The 20369-nt window shown below is 61.0% G+C and carries 20 protein-coding genes; 7 read left to right on the top strand and 13 right to left on the bottom strand.

Annotated features, from left to right (window positions below; genetic code table 11):
• Positions 1-86: 86 nt before the first annotated feature.
• Both ACEN2R_RS03075 and mutY read right to left on the bottom strand, forming a co-directional pair.
• Positions 87-1220, bottom strand: a complete 1134-nt coding sequence (locus ACEN2R_RS03075; RefSeq protein ID WP_442039060.1) for an alkane 1-monooxygenase — start codon at positions 1218-1220, stop codon at positions 87-89.
• Between the two features lie 61 nt (positions 1221-1281).
• The gene (mutY, locus tag ACEN2R_RS03070) at positions 1282-2331 is read right to left on the bottom strand and encodes an A/G-specific adenine glycosylase (protein ID WP_442039059.1); all 1050 of its coding nucleotides are present in this window, start codon (positions 2329-2331) and stop codon (positions 1282-1284) included.
• 83 nt (positions 2332-2414) lie between these two features.
• On the opposite strand from mutY, the gene ACEN2R_RS03065 reads away from it, so the two are divergent.
• The 3 genes from ACEN2R_RS03065 to ACEN2R_RS03055 are packed head-to-tail and all read left to right on the top strand — an operon-like array spanning position 2415 to position 4766.
• On the top strand, positions 2415-2942 hold the full coding sequence (locus tag ACEN2R_RS03065) for a DUF721 domain-containing protein (protein ID WP_442039058.1): 528 nt from the start codon (positions 2415-2417) through the stop codon (positions 2940-2942).
• A gap of 16 nt (positions 2943-2958) precedes the next feature.
• Complete coding sequence (locus tag ACEN2R_RS03060) at positions 2959-3627, top strand: DsbA family protein (protein ID WP_442039057.1); 669 nt, start codon at positions 2959-2961, stop codon at positions 3625-3627.
• On the top strand, positions 3624-4766 hold the full coding sequence (locus ACEN2R_RS03055) for a CaiB/BaiF CoA transferase family protein (RefSeq protein WP_442039056.1): 1143 nt from the start codon (positions 3624-3626) through the stop codon (positions 4764-4766). The genes ACEN2R_RS03060 and ACEN2R_RS03055 overlap by 4 nt, the downstream gene beginning before the upstream one ends.
• Here the strand turns inward: ACEN2R_RS03055 and lpxK are convergent.
• From lpxK to ACEN2R_RS03020, 7 genes are all read right to left on the bottom strand, one after another.
• A complete protein-coding gene (lpxK, locus tag ACEN2R_RS03050; RefSeq protein WP_442039491.1) occupies positions 4753-5751 on the bottom strand; it encodes a tetraacyldisaccharide 4'-kinase in 999 nt (332 codons plus the stop codon). The genes ACEN2R_RS03055 and lpxK overlap by 14 nt on opposite strands.
• The gene (locus ACEN2R_RS03045) at positions 5751-7040 is read right to left on the bottom strand and encodes a 3-deoxy-D-manno-octulosonic acid transferase (RefSeq protein ID WP_442039055.1); all 1290 of its coding nucleotides are present in this window, start codon (positions 7038-7040) and stop codon (positions 5751-5753) included. The genes lpxK and ACEN2R_RS03045 overlap by 1 nt, the downstream gene beginning before the upstream one ends.
• A 9-nt stretch (positions 7041-7049) precedes the next feature.
• Positions 7050-7295, bottom strand: coding sequence for a DUF4170 domain-containing protein (locus tag ACEN2R_RS03040; protein ID WP_442039053.1), 246 nt, complete (start codon positions 7293-7295; stop codon positions 7050-7052).
• A 212-nt stretch (positions 7296-7507) separates the two neighbouring features.
• A complete protein-coding gene (locus tag ACEN2R_RS03035; protein WP_442039052.1) occupies positions 7508-8278 on the bottom strand; it encodes a 3'(2'),5'-bisphosphate nucleotidase CysQ in 771 nt (256 codons plus the stop codon).
• Positions 8265-9611, bottom strand: a complete 1347-nt coding sequence (locus tag ACEN2R_RS03030) for a TldD/PmbA family protein (protein WP_442039051.1) — start codon at positions 9609-9611, stop codon at positions 8265-8267. Before ACEN2R_RS03030 ends, ACEN2R_RS03035 begins: the two co-directional genes overlap by 14 nt.
• A gap of 40 nt (positions 9612-9651) precedes the next feature.
• Positions 9652-10044: an MAPEG family protein gene (locus ACEN2R_RS03025; protein WP_442039049.1), complete on the bottom strand. Its 393-nt coding sequence runs from the start codon at positions 10042-10044 to the stop codon at positions 9652-9654.
• Between the two features lie 54 nt (positions 10045-10098).
• Positions 10099-11613 carry a DUF2125 domain-containing protein gene (locus tag ACEN2R_RS03020; protein ID WP_442039047.1) on the bottom strand — a complete coding sequence of 505 codons (1515 nt, stop codon included), beginning with the start codon at positions 11611-11613 and terminating at the stop codon, positions 10099-10101.
• A gap of 127 nt (positions 11614-11740) precedes the next feature.
• Between ACEN2R_RS03020 and ACEN2R_RS03015 the strand changes: the two genes are divergently transcribed.
• The 4 genes from ACEN2R_RS03015 (at position 11741) to ACEN2R_RS03000 (ending at position 15674) form a co-directional block, all read left to right on the top strand.
• Positions 11741-12496, top strand: a complete 756-nt coding sequence (locus tag ACEN2R_RS03015; protein ID WP_442039045.1) for an SDR family oxidoreductase — start codon at positions 11741-11743, stop codon at positions 12494-12496.
• Entirely contained in the window at positions 12493-13101 is a 609-nt protein-coding gene (locus tag ACEN2R_RS03010; RefSeq protein ID WP_442039043.1) for an enoyl-CoA hydratase/isomerase family protein, read from the top strand. The genes ACEN2R_RS03015 and ACEN2R_RS03010 overlap by 4 nt, the downstream gene beginning before the upstream one ends.
• Positions 13102-13182: 81 nt before the next feature.
• Positions 13183-14493 carry a mechanosensitive ion channel family protein gene (locus ACEN2R_RS03005; protein WP_442039489.1) on the top strand — a complete coding sequence of 437 codons (1311 nt, stop codon included), beginning with the start codon at positions 13183-13185 and terminating at the stop codon, positions 14491-14493.
• Positions 14490-15674, top strand: coding sequence for a TIGR03862 family flavoprotein (locus ACEN2R_RS03000; RefSeq protein ID WP_442039041.1), 1185 nt, complete (start codon positions 14490-14492; stop codon positions 15672-15674). Before ACEN2R_RS03005 ends, ACEN2R_RS03000 begins: the two co-directional genes overlap by 4 nt.
• Positions 15675-15724: 50 nt before the next feature.
• Here the strand turns inward: ACEN2R_RS03000 and ACEN2R_RS02995 are convergent, their stop codons facing one another.
• From ACEN2R_RS02995 to leuS, 4 genes are read right to left on the bottom strand one after another with little or no spacing between them, the layout of a single operon-like run.
• Entirely contained in the window at positions 15725-16315 is a 591-nt protein-coding gene (locus ACEN2R_RS02995; protein WP_442039039.1) for a glutathione S-transferase family protein, read from the bottom strand.
• A complete protein-coding gene (holA, locus tag ACEN2R_RS02990; RefSeq protein WP_442039037.1) occupies positions 16316-17341 on the bottom strand; it encodes a DNA polymerase III subunit delta in 1026 nt (341 codons plus the stop codon). It abuts the gene before it with no gap.
• On the bottom strand, positions 17338-17826 hold the full coding sequence (gene lptE, locus ACEN2R_RS02985) for an LPS assembly lipoprotein LptE (RefSeq protein WP_442039035.1): 489 nt from the start codon (positions 17824-17826) through the stop codon (positions 17338-17340). Before lptE ends, holA begins: the two co-directional genes overlap by 4 nt.
• Positions 17813-20356, bottom strand: a complete 2544-nt coding sequence (gene leuS, locus ACEN2R_RS02980) for a leucine--tRNA ligase (RefSeq protein WP_442039033.1) — start codon at positions 20354-20356, stop codon at positions 17813-17815. Before leuS ends, lptE begins: the two co-directional genes overlap by 14 nt.
• Positions 20357-20369: the final 13 nt, after the last annotated feature.

The raw sequence follows: 20369 nt of genomic DNA, 5'->3' as shown, positions 1-20369 counted from the left end.
CTCCATTCCCCCAAGTTTACCGCCGGTGCCTGTGGCCTGACCACAGCACTACTTGCCCCGCCGTGCTTGCACTGCGGGGTCTTTTGTTATCGCGGCAAGGGGTTGGTCGCGGCCTTATAGGCCGACCAGTCGATGATGTCGGGGTAATGCTGTTTGCGCCACGCCCGCACACGCGGGTTCATCACCCGCCGCCACAGCGGTGGAACCATCGCCGCCATCGTCATCACCGGATATCCGAAAGGCAGTTGGGGCGCGTCGTCCTTGCCATATGTCTGCAACAAGGGAAAACGGCGATCGGGTTTGTAGTGGTGGTCGGAATGGCGCTGTAGGTTGATCAGCAGCCAGTTCGAGGCCTTGTTCGACGCGTTCCAGGAATGGCGCGGCAAAACATGTTCGTATTTGCCATCGCCCAGATGTTTGCGGGTCAGGCCGTAATGTTCGACGTAATTCGCCAGTTCCAGTTGCCAGATCGCAATCAAGGCCTGATAGGCGAACAACAGCAGCCCCCACCATCCGCCGATCACCAGCGCCAGCAGCAAAAAACCGGCCTGAAGGGCCGCGTAGCGGACAAACGGGTTAGAGCGGTGAAGCGCGGGCAGGCCCTTGCGCGCCAGCATCGCCTTTTCCGCCTTCCACGACGAAACAAGCGATGTCACCAGAACGCGGGGAAAGAAGCGATGGAACCCCTCGTTATACCGCGCCGTGGCGGGATCGCGGGGGGTTGCGACATAGCGGTGATGGACCAACAAATGCTCTGACCGAAAGTGGCCATAAAGGACCGAGGCCAGCAGGACATCGGCCAGCCAGCGTTCCGCCTTGGGTTTCTGGTGCATCAATTCGTGGCTGTAGTTGATGCCGATGGTGCCGGAAATGACCCCGATACCAAAGAATAACGCCAGTTCTTCCCACCAGACCAGATGGTCTGTCGCGGTCACCCACCAGATCGTTCCGAAAATTGTGCAAAGCTGTAGCGGCAGCCAGATGATGGTGATCGCCCGATACCAGAACAGCGCGTCGTCCGGGGTTGCAGGATCGGCGTTTTCTTCGTTCTGCCCGGTCAGCGCATCCAGAACCGAAAACAGCCCCCAGCCGCACAAAGGCAGCAGGGCGATGAACCAGCCCCCATAGACCGCGCCGACAATGGCCAACGGGATCAACCCGAGCGACAACCAGAACGGCAAGGCATTGTTCAGCTTGGAAACTTGACTGGCGGGGATCATGTGGCGCTCCGTTTGGCTTAGGCGGCATGTTACTCGAATTTCTAAGACCTTACCTGTTTCGTCACGTCATGCCCTGCGCCAGATCAAACGCCTTTCGCATGACGGTCGGCAGATCAGAGGGGCGAAAATCTACGGGCGTCAGAAAATGCCCCGTGTCCGGCGCGGCATCCATCGGCACCTCTGCGACCCGCAGGGCAAGGATCAGGTGGAAATGGGTGAAGGTGTGGCGCACCTCGACGTTCAGCCTTTGCCAATCCGCCAGCATCGGGGGCGCATCGACGGGCGCATCCCCCCAAACGGGGCCCGGCCAGCCAAGCATTCCACCCAAAAGGCCGCTGTCGGGACGGCGCTCCAACAGCCAGGCGCCATCGCTGCGACGGGCGAGATAGGCAATCCCCAGACGCGTCGGTTTGGCCTTTTTCGGGGTCTTGCGCGGCAGGTCTGTCTGTATCCCTCCGGCGCGGGCCTTGCAGGGGGCCTGCCACGGGCAAATGCCACAGGCGGGCGATTTCGGCGTGCAGATCGTGGCGCCCAGATCCATCACAGCCTGCGCATAATCGCCGGGCCGGTCCTGCGGGGTAAGCGTGGCGGCCAGTGCCGTAAGCTCGGACTTGGCCGCAGGAAGCGGCGTTTGCACCGCGTATAATCGGGCCATCACCCGTTCCACATTGCCGTCCACCACGGTTTCCGCGCGGTCGAACGCGATCGAAGAAATCGCCGCAGCGGTATAGGGGCCGATGCCGGGCAGCGTCAGCAGGGCGGCATAGGTATCGGGGAAAACACCACCGTGATCCTGCGCGACGGCCCGTGCGCATTTCAACAGGTTGCGGGCGCGGGCGTAATACCCCAGCCCCGCCCATTCGCCCATGACATCGCCGTCCTCGGCTGCGGCAAGTTGCGCAACCGTGGGCCAGCGCTCCGTGAACCGGTGGAAATAGGCGCGGACAGCGGCGACCGTGGTTTGCTGCAACATCACCTCTGACAACCAGACGCGATAGGGGTCAGGCCGCACGCCCGCGCATTTGTCCTGTGGCGGGGTGCGCCACGGCATCATCCGTGCGTGGCGGTCATACCACTCAAGAAGCGTCTGGGGCAGTTCGGCGTCACGCAATCTTTATGGTCCCTGATCGTCATTCTGCTGGTATCATTCAGCCCAAGGTTTAGATTAGCGCGAGTTCGAGGAAAAGACAGCAGATGAAACCGCCAACCCGTTCAGCCGACTTTACAAAGCGCTCCTTCAAAGGGTTTCAGCGCACGTCCGGCCTGCTGCAACCGCAGATCAGGACCGTCGGTGAAAAGCGGGGCTTTGCCGTGACACGGCTGTTGACCCACTGGGCCGAAATTGTCGGCGAAGCGACCGCGCGGATCGCGTTGCCGGTCAACGTCTCCTATGCCAAAGACGGGCTGGGCGCGACGCTGACCATCCTGACCAAGGGTGCGTATGCGCCGATGTTGCAGGCCGATCTGCCGAAAATCCGCGAGCGGGTGAATGCCTGCTATGGTTACAACGCGATTTCCAAGATCCGCATTACCCAGACAGCGCCCACAGGTTTTGCCGAAGGTCAGGCCAGTTTCGGGCCTGCGCCTGTGCGCGAAAAACCGGCCCCCGACCCCGAAATGCAGGCTGCTGCCAAAAAGGTTGCAGCGCCTGTTCATGATGACGACCTGCGCCATGCCCTTGAGGCCTTGGCGCAAAACGTATTATCCCGTTCAAAACGCTGAAAAAGAGGTTTCCCTGATGCAACGCAGAACCGCGCTTTCCACTCTTGCTGTCGTCCTTGCGGGCGGCGCCGCCTATATCGCCTTCCCGCGGACAGACGGCCTGCCCACGATGTCCAGCGCAGAGGCACAGGTGGCCACCGCAGACACCGACACTTCGGCGGTCATGGATATGGCGATGGGCGATGCGAATGCGCCTGTGACCGTGATCGAATATGCCTCTTTCACCTGCCCGCATTGCGCGCGGTTCCATTTTGATGTGTTCGGAGAACTGAAGAAGAATTACATCGACACCGGCAAAATCCGGTTCATCTACCGCGAGGTCTATTTCGACCGCTTCGGCCTTTGGGCCAGCATGATTGCGCGTTCTGGTGGCGAAATGCGGTATTTCGGCATCATCGAGATGATCTATGACACCCAGAAAGAATGGACAGGATCGAATGATCCGGCCGTGATCGCCGATAACCTGCGCCGCATCGGCCGCTCGGCTGGATTGACCGACGAGCAGATGAATGCCGCCCTTAATGACGCCGCTCAGGCTGAAACGCTTGTGGTCTGGTACCAGAAAAACGCCGAGGCAGACGGCATTGAATCGACGCCTTCGTTTGTTGTGGATGGCACCAAGTACAGCAATATGGGCTATGCGGAATTCTCGAAGCTGATTGACGAGAAACTGGCCGCTAAATGACGGCACCTCTTGCCGGACTGAAAGTGATCGAGCTGGCCCGCATTCTGGCGGGCCCCTGGGCTGGACAGACCCTGGCGGATCTTGGGGCCGAGGTAATCAAGGTCGAGGCGCCAGAGGGTGACGATACCCGAAAATGGGGGCCGCCGTTCATTGATCGCGGCACGGACCGGTCTGCCGCATATTTTCATTGCTGCAATCGCGGCAAGTCGTCTGTCATCGTTGATTTCAGAACCCCAGACGGGCAACAGGCCATCCGCGATCTGGTGCGCGACGCGGATGTTCTGATCGAGAATTTCAAGGTCGGGGGGCTGGCGAAATACGGGTTGGACTTTGCCAGCCTGAGCGCCGTGAACCCAAGGCTGATCTATTGCTCGATCACCGGCTTTGGCCAAACTGGCCCCTACGCCCATCGCGCCGGGTATGATTATATCATTCAGGGCATGAGCGGGCTGATGTCGATCACGGGCGAACCGGACGGCCAGCCGCAAAAAATGGGCGTTGCCGTCACCGATATCCTGACTGGCGTCTATAGTGTTTCGGCCATTCTGGCGGCGGTGCATCAACGCGGTCAAACCGGAACAGGGCAGCATATCGACATGGCCCTGCTGGATGTTGCCACATCGGTGACCGCAAATCAGGCGATGAATTACCTGACCACAGGGATCCCGCCCGCGCGGATCGGCAACGCCCACCAGAACCTGACGCCCTATCAGGTGTTCGATTGCGCCGACGGGTTTATCATCATCGCCACGGGCAACGATGGCCAATACCAACGGTTGTGCGCCTTGCTGGACCTGCCAGATATGGCGCAAGCGCCCGAATATCTGACCAACGCCCCGCGGATCATGAACAGGGTCGAAATGACCCGTCGGCTGACCGACGCAACGCTGAAAATGTCAAAAACCGAATTGCTGGCCGCCTGCGAGGCGCAGGGTGTTCCCGCCGGCCCGATCAACGATCTGGCAGAGGTCTTTGCCGACCCGCAGGTTGTTCATCGCGGGATGCAGGTCTCGTTGGACGGTGTGCCTTCGGTGCGCTCGCCCTTTGTGTTCTCGGGGGCGGATCTGGTGCTGGAAAACGCCTCGCCAAAGCTGGGCGAACACAGCGCCCGAATACTGGACGCCCTCAAGGCGCGGTAATTCCGACGCGGGCAAGGGCGGCGTCGATGGCTGCCCAGTCGTCGATTTGCAACCGCACCGGCAGGGTCAGCACATTCTGCCGGAAACTGTCCGACAGGCGCACAGCATCCTTTTCGGTTGTGACCAGTTGCGCCCCCAAGGCATCTGCCTCCAGCTCCAGACGCTTCATCAGGGTGTCGGTCAGCGGCTGATGGTCATCCAGCGCCTCGCCCTTGATCACCTCGGCCCCAAGCGCGCGAAGGGTGGCAAAGAATTTCTCGGGGTGGCCGATGCCTGCAAAGGCCAGAACGCGCAAGCCGGCCCAATCCATTCCGGTGCGCAGCGGTTCCAACGTGCCAGTGACACGCGGCACCCGAATGGTATTGCCCCAATCCGCACCGAACTGGCGTTGCGCGGCCTTCGGTCCGATCGACAGCACCAGATCGGCACGGGACATGCCCGCCGCCACGGGTTCGCGCAGGGGGCCAGCCGGCATCACACGGCCATTTCCGAAGCCTTTGACTGCATCGACAACAATGATCGAAAGATCCTTTTTCAGGCTGGGGTTTTGAAACCCGTCATCCAGCAAAATGACATCTGCGCCAGCCTTTGCCGCAAGCCTTGCACCGGCGGCACGGTCTTTCGCAACCCACGTCGGCGCAAACGCGGCCAGCAACAGCGGCTCGTCCCCGACGTCGGCGGCACAGTGCTTGCGCTCGATCACCTGAACCGGCCCTTCCAGCGACCCGCCATACCCGCGGCTGACAACATGAGGCGTTTTGCCCATGGCTTGCAGATGCTGAACGATCGCCATCGCGGTGGGCGTTTTGCCGGTGCCTCCTGCGTTCAGGTTGCCGATGCAGATCACAGGCACGCCAACCACGGTGCCCACCCGTGACAGCCTGCGCGCCGTGCCCGCAGCAAAAAGCATCGCCAGGGGCGCAAGAACGCGCGCGCGCCAGTCAGGCTGGTCTGGCGGGGTGAACCAGAACCCCGGCGGACGCATCAAGAGGCCGTCCGGCTGTCAAGCGCGTCAAACAACAGCTGCATCACGCGGTCGGTCACCTCTGCGCCGGACGAGCTGACCATCCATGCGTTATGAGCCATCGCTGCCGCTTTGTCGGGCGACAATAGCTCGCCGATCTGATGCGCAAGTTCTTCGGCGGTCCGAACAAGCCTTGTCGCATCCTCTTTGCCAAGGCGGGAATAGCTGTCGGTAAAGCTGCTGACGTTCGGCCCATGCAAAATCGCGGACCCAAGGGCGGCGGGCTCGAACGGATTGCGACCGCCACCGCTGGCAATCGACGTGCCCATAAAGGTGATCGGCGCAAGCCGGTACCACAGGCCCATTTCGCCGCGCGTATCGGCGACGTAGATATGGGTGTCTTCCTCTGGCTCTTCGTTGCGGGACCGCAAGGCCACCGTCCAGCCCTCGGCCTCCAGCCGCGCGGCGATCGCCTCGCCTTCATCGGGGTTGCTGGGCACAAGAACCAGCAAAAGCCGGTGGGACATCCGGATCGCGATGCGGTGCGCCTCGCTGACCAGACTTTCTTCGCTTGGATCGGTAAAGGCCGACAGCCAAACAGGCCGGGCCGCCAGAACGCGCGCCAGTGCATCGCGCTCTGCTTCGTTGCAGGCCAGCGCCGCGGTGCCTTCCTCCAGCACGCCTGTCACCTCGATATTTGCCTTCGGCAGACCGAGGCGCCGCAAATATGTCGCGGTCTGGCTATCGGCGACCAGAACCTTTTCAAAACGACGTAGCAAGGTTCCGGCAAGCCCCGGCACCCAGCGCCAGCGCTGATAGGTTTTTGTGGCAAGGCGCGCGTCTATCAGAAAGACAGGGATACCCCGATCTGCGGTCAGGGTGACAAGCGCAGGGCGAAACTCTGCATCGGTCCATATTGCAACAGTGGGTCGCCAATGATCCAGGAACCGCTCAATGAAGGGTACGACATCATAGGGCACATATTGATGCTGGGTGCGAAGGGGCATGCGCCTTGCGACGATGGCCGCAGCGGCGGGAGTCGTTGTTGTGATCAGAAACGACAGCTCGTCGCGATCTTCAGCCATCCGGCGAATAAGCTCTTGAACAGACAGCGCTTCGCCTTCGCTGGTGGTGTGAAACCACAAAAGTGGCCCCGATGGGCGCGCGGCACTGTGAATGCCCAGACGCTCGTCCGTGCGCCCGTTTTCCTCGGTCCCGTTCTTCAACCCGTCTTCAAGTTTCTGTGCGGCCTTGGACGCTGCACGACGAGAGGCCGCAAGATACAGAAAAAGGCTTGGAGACCACCCCATGAAACGCGCTTAACTGCCCAGCTCTTCGGTTGCCGAGGCAGCGGTCGCCTCGTCCCGTAGCCGGTGAATATGGGCGATGAAATACCGCATATGAGCATTGTCGACAGTCCGCTGCGCCTCGGATTTCCAGGCGGCATAGGCGCTTGGATAGTCTGGAAACATCCCGACCATGTGAATGTCGTTCACGTTCTTGAACACGTTCTTTGTCGGGTCGACAAGCTCTCCGCCAAAGACGAGGTGCAGGCGTTGGGTCATGAGAGGGGTCCTTTGATCTGCGGGTTTCGCCGCACACTAGTGTAATGGGAGGTAGGGTCAAGGTTCGCTGGAAATCCAAAAGACGCGCGTGCCGCGCGACTCTTTTTATCTCGGCCCCGCCTGCGCGGCGGCTCGGCATTTTGCCTTCGGCGAGGATATTTTTCCAAGAAGAATGTAAGTGTTCTTCTCGGTCCAAATACTCGCCTTTTTGATCAGCCTCTGGCGGTCTGGACTGCGGTATGCATCATTTTTCCGGCCGCGATCATGCCTTTCAGTTGCGGGTGAGGGTTGTTGAATGTCGGTGGCTGGCCGTTCTGGTCCGTCACGATTGCCCCCGCCTGCGCGGCGATCAGGCTGCCGGCGGCGACGTCCCATTCCCATGTATCGCGAAACGTCAGCATCGCATCGAACGCGCCTTCTGCCACAAGGCACAGGCGATATGCCAGAGACGAACGGAAATGCGCCGTGAACGCGGGCAGGCCGTTGGGCCAAAAGGGTGCTGTCAGATTATGCTTGTTCGACAGGACTGTCGTGCCTTCGATCCCGTGCGGGGCGCTTGCACGAATCGGTTGACCGTTGAGAAGAGCGCCTTGTTGCGTGGCGGTATAAAGCTTGTCGTGAAGGGGAAGATAGACCACCGCCGCGATGACCCGCCCTTTTTCCGCAACCGCAATGGAATGTGCCCAGGTGCGCTGGCCTGCGATGAAATCGCGGGTGCCGTCGATCGGGTCGACGATAAACACCCGGTCACAGGACAGGCGAGCATCGCTGTCTGTGGTTTCCTCTGACAGCCAGCCATAGTCGGGACGTGCCGCCAGAAGGTTCGCGTGCAACATTCTGTCCACGGCAAGGTCGGCCTCTGTTACCGGACCTGCGTTGTCCGGTTTATCCCAGACCTGCGGCGCAGCATTCCAGAAGCGCATCGCGATGTCGCCAGAGGCGCGCGCGGCGTCGACCAGAAGGGCAAGATCATTCGCCGGCAAGGGTCAACCCTTCGACCAGCAGCGATGGCACCACGCGCGACAGATGCGGCCGGGCGTCATTTGCGGGAACGATTGTGCGAAGCATGTCCCGCAGGTTGCCGGCGATTGTGCATTCGTTGACGGGATATTGGATTTCTCCGTTCTGGACCCAGAAGCCTGACGCGCCACGCGAATAATCGCCGGTGGTCGGGTTGATCGAAGAGCCGATCATCGAGGTGATCAACAGGCCGGTGCCCATATCCGCCAGCAACGCTGCCCGGCTTTTCGTGCCCTGCGTCAGGGCAAGGTTGCCCGCGCCGGGGGATGGCGGCGAGGAGGTGCCGCGCGATGCGTTTGCCGTGCTTTGCAGGCCCAGCTTGCGGGCGCTGGCAAGGTCCAGCGTCCATTCCCGAAGAATGCCGTTTTCGACCAGCGCACGGCGCTGCGTTGGCAGCCCCTCGGCATCGAAAGGGCGGGACGAAGAGGCGCGCGGGCGGTGCGGATCCTCGATGATCGACAGATGCGCGGGAAGAACCTGTTCGCCCATGGCGTCGCGCAGCCAGCTGGACCCGCGCACGATCGAGGCCCCGTTGATCGCGCCGATCAGGTGGCCGATCAGCGAGGATGCTATGCGTTCGTCGAACAGGACGGGGTAGGCGCCGGTTTTCGGTTTGCGCGCACCGGCGCGTTCCAACGTCCGCTCTGCCGCGATGCGTCCGACGGTTTCGGGGCTGTCCAGATCGGCCTGAAAAATCCGGCCATCGCCGTAATAGTCCCGCTCCATCGTGGCACCCGATCCGGTGATCGCAACGCAAGAGATCGACCGGCTGGTGCGGGAATATCCGCCGGAGAACCCGTTGGTTGCCGCGATATGCATGCGTTGCTGCGCATATCCGGCAGAGGCGGCCTGGACCTGCGAAATTCCTTGATGCTCCAGCGCCGCGGCCTCGGCACGGCGGGCGTGATCCTCCAGCTCTGCCGCTGCGGGCTCTGCTTCGGGGTCGGCCAGCTCATAGGTTGCGATATCCCAGTCGCGCGCCAGTTGCGCGGCATCGGCAAGGCCGACTGTCGGATCAACAGGGGCCTCGCGTGCCATGGCAACGGCGCGTTCTGCCATCCGCGCCATGGTTTCGGGCTTGATGTCGCTGGCAGACACGCAGGCCTGACGCTGGCCCAACATCACCCGAAGGCCGATATCGACGCCCTCGGATCGTTCGGCGTGTTCCAGTTTGCCCTTCAGCACGTCGATCGAGACCGAGGTTCCATCCACCGCAATCGCATCCGCACTATCGGCACCGGCCTTGCGGGCGGCGTCCAGCAGTGCGGCTGTCAGGGTCTCTAGGGTGTTTGCCATCCGTCGGGTTCCTTTGAAGGGTCCAGACGGATCTAATGGTCTAAAGCACCGCGTGCAAGATCACGCCGATGGATCCGACCAACAGGACAAGCATTGTCACACCGGCACCGATCGCGCGGAACACCGCCGGGCCGCGGCCTGCAAAGTGCAGACCGTGCAGGATGCGGCTGATCGTCAGGGGTAGGGCGAAAAGATGGATCACCCAGACGGGCGCACCCATCAGGGCCATGCCCAGCAGGATCAGCAGGCAATAGGGCACCGTCTCGACAAAGTTCGCCTGCCCGCGCATCACGCGGATCAATTCAAAGCTGCCGCCGTCCCCGATAGAGACTTTGACGCTGCCGCGCACCAAGCCGACCTCTGTCATCAACCACAACAGGATAAGGCCGTTCAGCCCGACGTAGATCGCAAAAGTCTGAAGCTGTTCGGTCATCATAGGCCCTGTTAAAATGGCACGGCAGAGGGTCCGCCGTGCCTTGGGTCGAGCTTAACGCAGACGTTGACCGTTGGCTACGACCGATCCGTCTTCCTTGACCTCGATCTGCGAGGTCAGGGTATCCTCGGCACCTTCGACGGGGCGGGCGAAAAGCCCCATCATCATGCGTGCGCCCATCGCCTGATCCTGCGGGACCAGGCCCATCGCGACCAGCTTGTCGATCAGGCCATTGCCGCCCACCAGTTTCAGGTCGATGGCGCCTGTGGGCTTTGGAAAGCCGTCGAATGTTGCAAGATCGGTGTTGTCGAAGGTGAAATCGCCGGTGCCGGTCAGATCCGCGCCCGCAATTTGCAGCGTCAGATCATTCAGGGTCAGGGATTGCACCTCTCCGGGTTTTTTGCCCGACAGTGTTCCGGCCACTTCGGGGTTCAGAATATCGACGAGCCAGGTCGCCCTGCCGGCGAAATCCATAACCAGTGTCGCAGGATCGCGTGGCAGGACGGCGGTGGGATCGAAGATGTTCCAGATGTCATCACTGACCGAAAGGCCGGCAAGTTTGACCAGTAGCCCAAAGTCCTTTGGGGTATCGGTCCGAGTGATCGGCATCAAAAGGTTGAACGCGCTTTCCGCCAGTGCAACGTTGATCGAGGGAAACGGAATATCGGTGCCCGAAATCTCGATCGCGACACCGGACGATGTGCCCCCATATTCCAGCTGATCCTTGCCCATCTTAAAGTCGAGCGTGCCCGAGGCAATCGCGCCTTTCGACGCCGAACTGGAGCCTTCGTTGCGGAACGAGGCATCATAGGCCATCGCGCCATGGCTGAACACGCCGCCAGCCTCGAATCCGGCCTTCAACGAGTCCGCCATGTTCATGCTGTTGAACATCTCGCCCATGCTGCTTTCTGAACTGGACTTCAGGTCTGCCACATCGGCATTCAGCGCGAATGTGCCATTCTTTTCCGGGTCTGCGACCTTGATTTCAAGGGTTGCGGTATCGGCATTGAACGCGGATGTCACAGTTTGAACGCCGGTGCCTTTGACGTTGTAGAACCCGGCCATCCCGTTGACAGCCACATCCAGAACCACATCGGCGGGGGTATCGTTCACCACCATCTTGTCCATTGTGATGCGGGTCGTGGGGGCCGAGAAATCATAGGTCGTGTCCGCCTCGTCGCCATGGGCGACAAGCGTCAGACCGGGTTGGCGAATCATCAGCGTCATGTCGGTCTTTTCGCCCGTGCCTCGCTTTGACACCATGTGAACCGGATATTGATCGGACATCGTGACAGACACGGTGCCGTTGTTCATTTCCTTGAATGCGATCTGGGGCACGGTCATGGTGAACCCGCCCTCGGAGGTATCCGCACGGACCGTATAATTGCTGATGGTCAAGGTATCGCCCGACATGGCTTCGGTGCTGGTGATTTCCAGCTCTGGATAGGCCGCGAACATTGACTTCCAGTTGTCCCAAACCTGCTGTGCGGTCACATCGGCTTGCGCCGTTGTCGCCCCTGCAATGCAGATCATCGCGGCTGTGCCGCCAATTTTCATCCAATGTGGCATACTCTGACCTTTGTTCCAATATACGGGCAGTAGTGTCCGCCGGACCAGCCCGAGCGTCAAGGGGGCAAGGAGGCTGGAACTGTGCCTTGGCGTAATCTAACGTGAGCGTGACCAACAGGAGGATGTCATGACCGATCTCGCTGGAAAAACCGTTATGATTACAGGTGCAAGCCGCGGCATTGGCGCGGCGGCGGCACGACAGTTTGTCGCGGCGGGTGCCCGCGTTGCGCTGCTGGCCCGCAGCGGAGAGGCGCTGGCCGACCTGGCCGGAGAACTGGGCGATGCCGCGATCGCCATTCCCTGCGATGTCAGCCGCTATTGGGAGGTGGCCGGTGCCGTCGATGTGACCGTGAAGACATTTGGGTCTTTGGACGTTCTGATCAACAATGCGGGCGTGATAGAGCCTATTTCGATGCTCGACGTATCTGACCCCGAGGCATGGGGCCATGTCATCGACATCAACCTGAAGGGCGTCTATTACGGCATGCGCGCGGCGATGCCGGTGATGCAGGCGGCAGGGGGCGGGACGATCCTGACGATCAGTTCGGGCGCCGCCCATAACCCTCTGGAAGGCTGGAGCCAGTACTGCGCGTCCAAAGCGGGGGCCGCTATGTTGACCATGTGCGCAGATAAAGAAGGACGGTCCAAAGGCATCCGCGCGATCGGGCTATCCCCCGGAACCGTGGCCACGGAAATGCAGCGCGAGATCAAGGAAAGCGGCGTGGGCCCGGTTGCGGCACTTGATTGGTCAGCCCATATTCCGGCCGATTGGCCCGCGAAAGCTCTGGTCTGGATGTGTGGCAAAAAGGCCGACGGATTTCTGGGGCAGGAGATCTCATTGCGAGACGACAGCATTCGCCGGCAGATTGGACTGAACACATGATAGAGGTCTCGAAGGAGGGCGGGCTTTGGATCGTAACGATCAACCGTCCCGATAAGGCCAACTCTGTCACCCGCGCCATGCTGGAACAATTGGCCGACATTGCCGAAACCGCGCAAGGCGCGCAGGCGTTGATCCTGACCGGCGCGGGAAAGGTGTTCAGCGCGGGGGCCGATCTGGACGAGGCGCGCGCCGGTCTGGCGACTGATCCGGTCTGGGAACGGTTATCGGGCGCGATCGCCGCACTGCCCTGCCTGACAATCGCCGCCCTGAACGGGACGCTGGCAGGGGGCGCATTCGGCATGGCGCTGGCCTGTGATCTGCGGCTTGGCGTGCCCGACGCAAAGTTCTTTTACCCCGTGATGAAGCTGGGCTTTTTGCCCCAGCCGAGTGATCCCGCGCGAATGGTCGCACTGGTCGGCCCGTCGCGCGCCAGGCTGGTGTTGATGGGTGGCGCCAAACTGACCGCGATCGAGGCGCTGTCGTTCGGGCTGATCGATCGGATCATCCCGAAAGAGACGCTGATCGACGATGCGCGGGCGCTGGCCACCGACGCGCTGTCTGCGACCCCCGCGCATGTGGCAGCGATAAAGGCGATGTGCGTCTGACCAGATCCCGGACCAAATTGTGTGCCTTTGCGTGGCCCCTGTAAGTGTGTAACAGGGACCAAGATTAACGATGGGGCCATGATGGACGGTCAATCAGAACTTGTGACCCAGGCGATGGGGTATCTGAATCAGGCATGGGATCTGGCTGCGGGGTGGTTGTTAAGCCCCGCCGCCTGGTCGCAGTTTGCCATTCTTCTGGTGGCTTATTTTCTGGCGGTGCTTGTATCGCGGCGGTTGACCCGCGCTTTGGTCTCGCTGATCACGCCGCCCGCCGACCAGACGCATCTTATTGCCAAAGGTCGCCGTTTCATCCTGATCTTCTTGCCGCTGATCATGCCGGTCCTTGCCTATGCCTTTACCGGTATCGGAGAGCAGATCACGCGGTCGCTGTTCGGGTCGGGCGCCGTGATCGCCTTTGGCAAGCGGGTGTTCCTGTTCTTTGCGGCGCGTATCCTTGTGCAAACGATCCTACAGGATCCGTTTCTTAAGCTTCTGGGGCGCTTTGTGCTGGTCCCTGTCGCGGGGCTATATGCGCTGGGCATTCTGGACGAGGTGTCGACCTATCTGGAAGAGTTGACGCTGGGCCTTGGCAATATCCGCTTTTCTGCCATGTCACTGGTGCGCGGTGCCATTGCGGGCAGTATCCTGATCTGGCTTGGAAACTGGTCCAACCGGCAAAGTGCGGACTATATCGGCAAGCAGGAAATGCGCCCCGCAACGCGCGAACTGGCCGCCAAAGCCGTCGAAATTGCGATTTTCGGCGCGGCGTTCCTGTTGTTGATGAACATCATCGGTGTCGACCTTGGCACCTTGGCGGTTCTGGGCGGTGCCATCGGTGTCGGTCTGGGTTTTGGCCTGCAAAAGATCGCGTCGAACTTCATCTCCGGTGTGATCCTTTTGCTCGAAGGGCAGGCAACCGTCGGCGACTACGTCGAGCTGGACGGGGGAGAGGCGGGAACGATTGTCAAAATGACCGCCCGCGCGGCGATTCTGGAAACCTTCGACGGCAAATGGATCGCTGTTCCGAACGAGGATTTCATTACCACACGGGTGATCAACTATTCCGACGCAGGGTCTGCAAAACGCTACGAGGCACCGTTTTCCGTCAGCTATGATACTGACATCAATCTGGTGCCCGATCTGATCACCAAAGCCGTGGCAAAGCTGCCCGGTATTCTGAAAGACGATCACCGGCCCGACTGCGAACTGCGCGGATTTGGTGACAGCGGCATTGATTTCGCGTTGGAGTTCTGGGTGAACGGTCTGGACGACGGCAAAAACAAATACACGTCCGATGTGTTGTTCGTGATCTGGAACACATTGAAGGACGCTGGCATTGAAATTCCATACCCGCATCGCGTGGTCGAAATAAAAGGCGGGTTTCCGCAATGAATGATATCGCAATCGACGCTTTGGTGATCGGATCTGGTCCGGCGGGCCTTATGGCCGCCGAGGAACTGGCCAAGGCGGGGCGCAAGGTGTTGATCGTCGAGGCGAAGCCGTCGGTCGGGCGTAAATTCCTGATGGCCGGAAAATCGGGCCTGAACCTGACCAAAGACGAAGATATGGCCTTGTTAGAGCCTGTTTTCGGCGAGGCTCGTTGGGTGATCCGGCCCATGATCCGTGCGTTCAATCCGATTGCGGTTCAGGATTGGGCAAGGGGATTGGGGCAAGAGGTCTTTACCGGCACATCCGGTCGCGTCTTTCCGAAAACGATGAAGGCATCGCCCCTGTTGCGGGCGTGGCTGGGCCGATTGGCCGCGCTGGGCGTCGAGGTCAAGACGCGCTGGCGTTGGGTGGGATGGGACGATGGTGGTTTCGCGTTTGCCACGCCGGACGGCCCGCAGGTGCTGCGCCCTGCGGTGACTGTTCTGGCGTTAGGCGGCGCGAGTTGGGCCAGACTGGGCTCTGACGGGGCATGGTCCGCCCTGCTGGAGGAGCGCGGCGTCGCCCTGTCGCCTTTCCAGCCCGCGAACGCCGGGGTTTCGGTGGAATGGTCGCCCCATATGGCCCCGCTGTTCGGGACACCGGTTAAAGGTGTTGCGCTGAATGCGGGCGATCCGGTGCGCGGCGAGTTCGTGATTTCAAAGCGCGGGCTGGAAGGCGGCGGCATCTACGCCGTGTCGAAGGCGGTCCGCACCGGTGCGGACCTGACCCTTGACCTGATGCCTGACTGGACGCATGGAAAGGTTGCCGAACGCCTTGCGCGTCCGCGTGGCAAGGACACCGTGGTCAACCATATCCGCAAGGCGCTAAAGCTGGATCCGGCGCGTATGGCCCTGTTGATGGAATTCGGCCGCCCCCTGCCAAGCGGTGAAATGCTGGTGCAGTTGATCAAGAAGCTACCGGTCAAACACACCGGTCTGCGCCCGATCGACGAGGCAATTTCAACCGCTGGCGGCGTGCCTTTTGCGGCAATGAACGAGGGGCTGATGCTAAAGTCAGCGCCTGGTGTATTCTGCGCCGGCGAAATGCTGGATTGGGAGGCGCCAACGGGCGGTTACCTGATCACCGCCTGCCTTGCCACAGGACGTTGGGCCGGACAGCATGCGGCGGCCTACCACGTAAAATAGGATTGCCGAAGGCAGAACGCCTTCGGCGAGAGTATTTTTGGAACAAAGTATCAGGCCGCGCCCATCGACGCCTTGAATGCGGCGCGATCACGCAGGCGCGCGGCGTAGGCCTGAAGATTGGCGTCTTCGACAGGAAAACCCGCCGAGGTCGCCCAGCCAAGACAATGGGCAAGAATGATGTCGGGCACAGTCATCGTGTCGCCCATCAGAAAGGCCTTGTCGCCGAGTTGCCCCGAAAGGCGCGAGAGCGCGCGCGCGAACTCCCATTTGAGCGAGGGCTTGATTTCGGCGATCCGCATATCTTCCGGCAGGACAAAGCTGTGGCGCGCGGCAGTCCACAGGGCGCCGTCAACTTCGTCGAGGATCATCTGGGTAAAGCCGTCCTGGCGCGCCCGATCTATCGTGCCTGCCGGAAAGGTAAGTGTGCCGTGCTTGTCGGCAAGGTATTGGATGATGGCGGTGGAATCCGTAAGACAGGCACCGCCGTCCAGCAGCACCGGCACCTTGCCAGAGGGGTTCGCGGCTTTTGCCTCTGCGCTGCCGGGGACCGCGGCCACATGCGCAAAGGGCTGTTCCAGTTCGTTGAGAACCCATAGAACACGCAGCGTGCGGGTGCGGATGTTGCCGATGACTTTGTACATTCAGCGTTGCCCCAACATTGCGATTCTGATCAGCGTGCGTTCGACCAGAGCCATTTGCGGGGCCCGCTGACCAGCAGAGCGCAGCAACAGGTCGGTGTCCGTCAGCATGGTGATCGCCTGTTCCAGTTTATGCGTGCCCCAGCCCTGCGCCTGTTTCAGCATCCGGTCGCGGCGCGGCCCGAAGACCGGCGGGCGCACGCGCGATATGCCCGACGCCGCGCCGCCGGGGGCAGAGGCCGCAGCGTGAAGCGTCCTGAAATGGCGCATCGCGCCGATGCACAGGCCAACAGGCTGCATTCCCTGACCTTCCAGTTTGCGCATGACCGGCCCGATTTCCGCCTGTCGCCCTTCGGCGACGATGTTCAGCACATCGTCCAGATCGGCCTCTGTCGAGGTGGGGGCGCAGGCGCTGATATCGTCGCAATTGACCGGTGTCGGATCGTTGAGCTTGTACAGCCCGATCTTTTCAACCGTCTGGCGAAAGTCGCCGGGGTCAAGTTCTCTTGCTAGGGCGGTCAGGTCGTTCATTGCCTCGCGGTCGACGTTCTTCACGCCGGACTTCTGCAGGGCGGCCTCGATCTCCTCGCGGGTTGGCGGGTCGTCGTAGATGCCGATGGCGTAGGCGTTCTTGTGTCCCTCGAATGCCTTGCGTAGGGCAGATGTTGCCTTCAGCGCACCGGCGGTGACGATGACCGCGGCGTCGCCCTCTTGCCAGTCCTTGATCGCTGCAATGATGGTCTTCGATACCGTCTCATTCGCGTCCTCGACAAAGGCGGCGCGGGGGCCGGGGAAAAATCCCTGCGCCTTGATCGCGTCGGTCAGCATGGCGGGGTCTTTGCGCAGGTCAGAGGCGGGAATCCGGGTCAGGCGCATTTCGTCGTCGCCCTGCGGGCCGATGATGTTCGCGATGACCTCTTGCCGCTTCAGGGCGACGCGCATGGCGTCGGCACCGAAAATCAGCAGCCCCATGCGTTTCGGATCAGGCCGCGCGAAATAGCCATTCGCATCGCGCCCGGTCAGTTTCATGTCGCCCAGCCTGCGGATGTGGCGACAAGTTGCGTGATGATCTGGTCTGCAAGAATGGTCATCAGGCGGTCGTCCGCGTCGCGTGCCGCAGATTGGGTGTTCAGGGCAGTGCCTGTCGCGGAATAGCTGGTAAAGCTGTTGACCCTGCCAGAATAGACCTGCGCATCGGTCGCGATGTCGGTGACGGTGAAGACGATGCTGCCTTCGACGGTGTAGCGCGTAACGACTTGTTCGGGCGTGATCGCAACGCCTTCGGGTGTTTTGGTGATCTCGTAGTTCAGCGCGTATTTCGCGTTGTCCGGTTGATCCAGCCGGTCCTCCAGCCGTCTCACCAAGTTAAAGCCATCGCGGCTTGTCGGGTCTGCGGCGCGAATCTGGCCGCGCAGGGCTTTTGCCGGGCCAGTCGGGCCATAGGCGGGCTGGAACCCGCAGCCACCAAGGGCTGCGAGCGACAAAACAAAGAGGCGGCGGTTAAATGACGACATTGATAATCCGGCCAGGCACGACGATCAGTTTCTTGGGCGCGCCGCCGTCCAGCGCCTTTTGCACAGCTTTATGCGCCAGCGCGAGCTTTTCAACCTCTTCCTTCGGCATGTCGGCGGGAACCTGTAGTTCGGCGCGCCGTTTGCCGTTGATCTGGATCGGCAGGGTCACGGTATCCTCGACCAACATCGCAGGGTCGACCTGTGGCCACGCGGCTTGGGTGACCAGACCCTGACCGCCCAGCAACGCCCATATTTCCTCGGCGATATGGGGCGTCATGGGCGACATCAACTGCGCCATAACCATTATCGCCTCACGCTTGGCAATGCGGCCCGCCCCTGATTTCTGGATGGTATTGGCAAACTCGTACAGCTTTGCCACCGACTTGTTGAAGGCAAAGCCTTCGATCCCGCGGGTGACTTCGTCCGTCGCCCTGTGCATCGCCTTTCGCAGATCAAGGTCGCCCTCGGCTGTGTCGGCCCCGTTTTCGGCAAGGTCCGTTGCCAGACGCATGACGCGGGTCAGGAACTTGAACGCGGCATCGGCACCGGAAGCAGTCCATTCCACATCCCGTTCGGGCGGCGAATCGGACAGAACGAACCAGCGGGCGGTATCGGCACCATAGGCGCCGATGATGTTCATCGGATCGACGACGTTCTTTTTGGATTTGGACATTTTCGCCGAGGGGATGATTTCCACCTCGGTCCCGTCGGCCAGTTTGCCGCCGGTCACGTCCTCTGGCAGGTGATACACCGGCCGCCCTTTGTCATCGCGCGTTTGATAGATTTCATGTGTCACCATGCCTTGGGTGAACAGCGCGTTGAACGGTTCTATCGCTTTTGCGGGCAGGTGGCCGGTGGCGTGCATCGCGCGGGCAAAGAAGCGCGAGTAAAGCAGGTGCAGGATCGCATGCTCGATACCGCCAATATATTGGTCGACGTTCATCCAGTAATCGACATCCGCCGCGTCGGTGGGCGTTTCCGCGTGGGGCGAGGTGAAGCGCGCGTAATACCAGGACGAATCGACAAAGGTGTCCATCGTATCGGTCTCGCGCAGCGCAGGCTTTCCGCAGGCGGGGCAGGCGCAATTGCGCCATGTCGGGTGCCGGTCCAAAGGATTGCCGGGTTTGTCAAAGGTCACGTCATCGGGCAAACGGACGGGCAGGTTTTCCTTGGCCTCGGGCACCACACCGCAGTCGTCGCAATGCACCACCGGAATCGGGCAGCCCCAATACCGCTGGCGCGACAGGCCCCAATCCCGAAGGCGGTAATTGGTAACACCGTGGCCGATGCCGTTCGTCTCGCAAAACTCGATCGCCGCATTGATCGCCTGTTCGCCGGTCTGGATCTCTTCGCCGGCAAAAGATTTGACCCAACGCACGGGTTCCGTCTTGGGCGGCACAAAGGCCTCGGTCCCGACAGGCGCACCGTTTTCCAGCGCCACAAAGGTGTCGACAACGGGCAGGCCGTATTTGTGGGCAAAGTCCAGATCGCGCTGGTCATGGGCGGGGCAGCCGAAAATCGCCCCTGTGCCATAATCCATCATGATGAAGTTGGCGATGTAGACGGGCAATTCCCACGCGGTATCAAATGGGTGGCGCACGCGCAGGCCGGTGTCAAACCCCAGCTTCGGCGCTTTCTCCATCGCCTCGGCGGTGGTGCCAAGCGCGCGGCATTCCGTGTTGAAGGCGGCGATCCCGGCATTGTCCTTTTCCAGCTGCCTGGCCAGCGGATGATCGGCGGAAATACCGACAAACGACGCCCCCAGAAGCGTGTCGGGGCGGGTTGTATACACCTCGATCCGGTTGAACCCGTCCGGCGCGTCGATGGTGGAAAAGGCGAATTGCAGACCGCGCGATTTGCCGATCCAGTTCGCCTGCATCAGCTTGACCTTGTCGGGCCAGTTTTCCAGCGTGTCCAGCGCGCCAAGCAGCTCTTCCGAGTAATCCGAGATCTTGAAGAACCATTGCGTCAGCTCGCGCCGCTCCACAGGTTCGTTCGACCGCCAGCCCTTGCCGTCGATCACCTGTTCGTTGGCCAGAACCGTCATATCGACCGGGTCCCAGTTCACCACGGCATTCTTTCGATACACCAGACCCTTGTGCAGCATGTCGATGAACATCGACTGTTGCTGGCCATAATATTCGGGGTCGCAGGTGGCAAATTCGCGGGACCAGTCAATCGACAGGCCCAGCGGCTTCATCTGGGCGCGCATGTCGGCGATGTTGCCGTAGGTCCATGTCTTGGGGTGGCCGCCGATCTGCATCGCGGCATTTTCGGCGGGCATCCCGAAGGCGTCCCAGCCCATCGGGTGCAACACGTTATGCCCTGTCGCCATCTTGTATCGCGCGATGACGTCGCCCATCGTGTAGTTCCGCACATGCCCCATGTGAATGCGCCCCGATGGATAGGGGAACATCTCCAGCACGTAATATTTCGGCTTGGACGGGTCGCGGCGGGCCTTGAACACTTCGGCGCTATCCCAGGCCTGTTGCCATTTGGGTTCAACGTCATCGGCAGAATAGCGGGACATGTCAGGTGGTCCT

Source organism: Pseudogemmobacter sp. W21_MBD1_M6 (assembly GCF_052119585.1).
GTDB lineage: Bacteria > Pseudomonadota > Alphaproteobacteria > Rhodobacterales > Rhodobacteraceae > JBGQOJ01.
This window is presented reverse-complemented; position numbering and strand designations above follow the sequence as displayed.

Excerpts from the sequence above, each read along its gene's own strand:
- ACEN2R_RS03055 (WP_442039056.1), top strand. The coding sequence starts at position 3,624 with ATGACGGCACCTCTTGCCGGACTGAAAGTGATCGAGCTGGCCCGCATT.
- lpxK (WP_442039491.1), bottom strand. The coding sequence starts at position 5,751 with ATGCGTCCGCCGGGGTTCTGGTTCACCCCGCCAGACCAGCCTGACTGG.
- ACEN2R_RS03015 (WP_442039045.1), top strand. The coding sequence starts at position 11,741 with ATGACCGATCTCGCTGGAAAAACCGTTATGATTACAGGTGCAAGCCGC.
- ACEN2R_RS03040 (WP_442039053.1), bottom strand. The coding sequence starts at position 7,295 with ATGACCCAACGCCTGCACCTCGTCTTTGGCGGAGAGCTTGTCGACCCG.
- holA (WP_442039037.1), bottom strand. The coding sequence starts at position 17,341 with ATGAAACTGACCGGGCGCGATGCGAATGGCTATTTCGCGCGGCCTGAT.
- ACEN2R_RS03045 (WP_442039055.1), bottom strand. The coding sequence starts at position 7,040 with ATGGGGTGGTCTCCAAGCCTTTTTCTGTATCTTGCGGCCTCTCGTCGT.
- ACEN2R_RS03065 (WP_442039058.1), top strand. The coding sequence starts at position 2,415 with ATGAAACCGCCAACCCGTTCAGCCGACTTTACAAAGCGCTCCTTCAAA.
- ACEN2R_RS03030 (WP_442039051.1), bottom strand. The coding sequence starts at position 9,611 with ATGGCAAACACCCTAGAGACCCTGACAGCCGCACTGCTGGACGCCGCC.
- ACEN2R_RS03075 (WP_442039060.1), bottom strand. The coding sequence starts at position 1,220 with ATGATCCCCGCCAGTCAAGTTTCCAAGCTGAACAATGCCTTGCCGTTC.
- ACEN2R_RS02995 (WP_442039039.1), bottom strand. The coding sequence starts at position 16,315 with ATGTACAAAGTCATCGGCAACATCCGCACCCGCACGCTGCGTGTTCTA.
- ACEN2R_RS03005 (WP_442039489.1), top strand. The coding sequence starts at position 13,183 with ATGGACGGTCAATCAGAACTTGTGACCCAGGCGATGGGGTATCTGAAT.
- ACEN2R_RS03010 (WP_442039043.1), top strand. The coding sequence starts at position 12,493 with ATGATAGAGGTCTCGAAGGAGGGCGGGCTTTGGATCGTAACGATCAAC.
- ACEN2R_RS03060 (WP_442039057.1), top strand. The coding sequence starts at position 2,959 with ATGCAACGCAGAACCGCGCTTTCCACTCTTGCTGTCGTCCTTGCGGGC.
- ACEN2R_RS03000 (WP_442039041.1), top strand. The coding sequence starts at position 14,490 with ATGAATGATATCGCAATCGACGCTTTGGTGATCGGATCTGGTCCGGCG.
- leuS (WP_442039033.1), bottom strand. The coding sequence starts at position 20,356 with ATGTCCCGCTATTCTGCCGATGACGTTGAACCCAAATGGCAACAGGCC.
- ACEN2R_RS03020 (WP_442039047.1), bottom strand. The coding sequence starts at position 11,613 with ATGCCACATTGGATGAAAATTGGCGGCACAGCCGCGATGATCTGCATT.
- ACEN2R_RS03025 (WP_442039049.1), bottom strand. The coding sequence starts at position 10,044 with ATGACCGAACAGCTTCAGACTTTTGCGATCTACGTCGGGCTGAACGGC.
- lptE (WP_442039035.1), bottom strand. The coding sequence starts at position 17,826 with ATGTCGTCATTTAACCGCCGCCTCTTTGTTTTGTCGCTCGCAGCCCTT.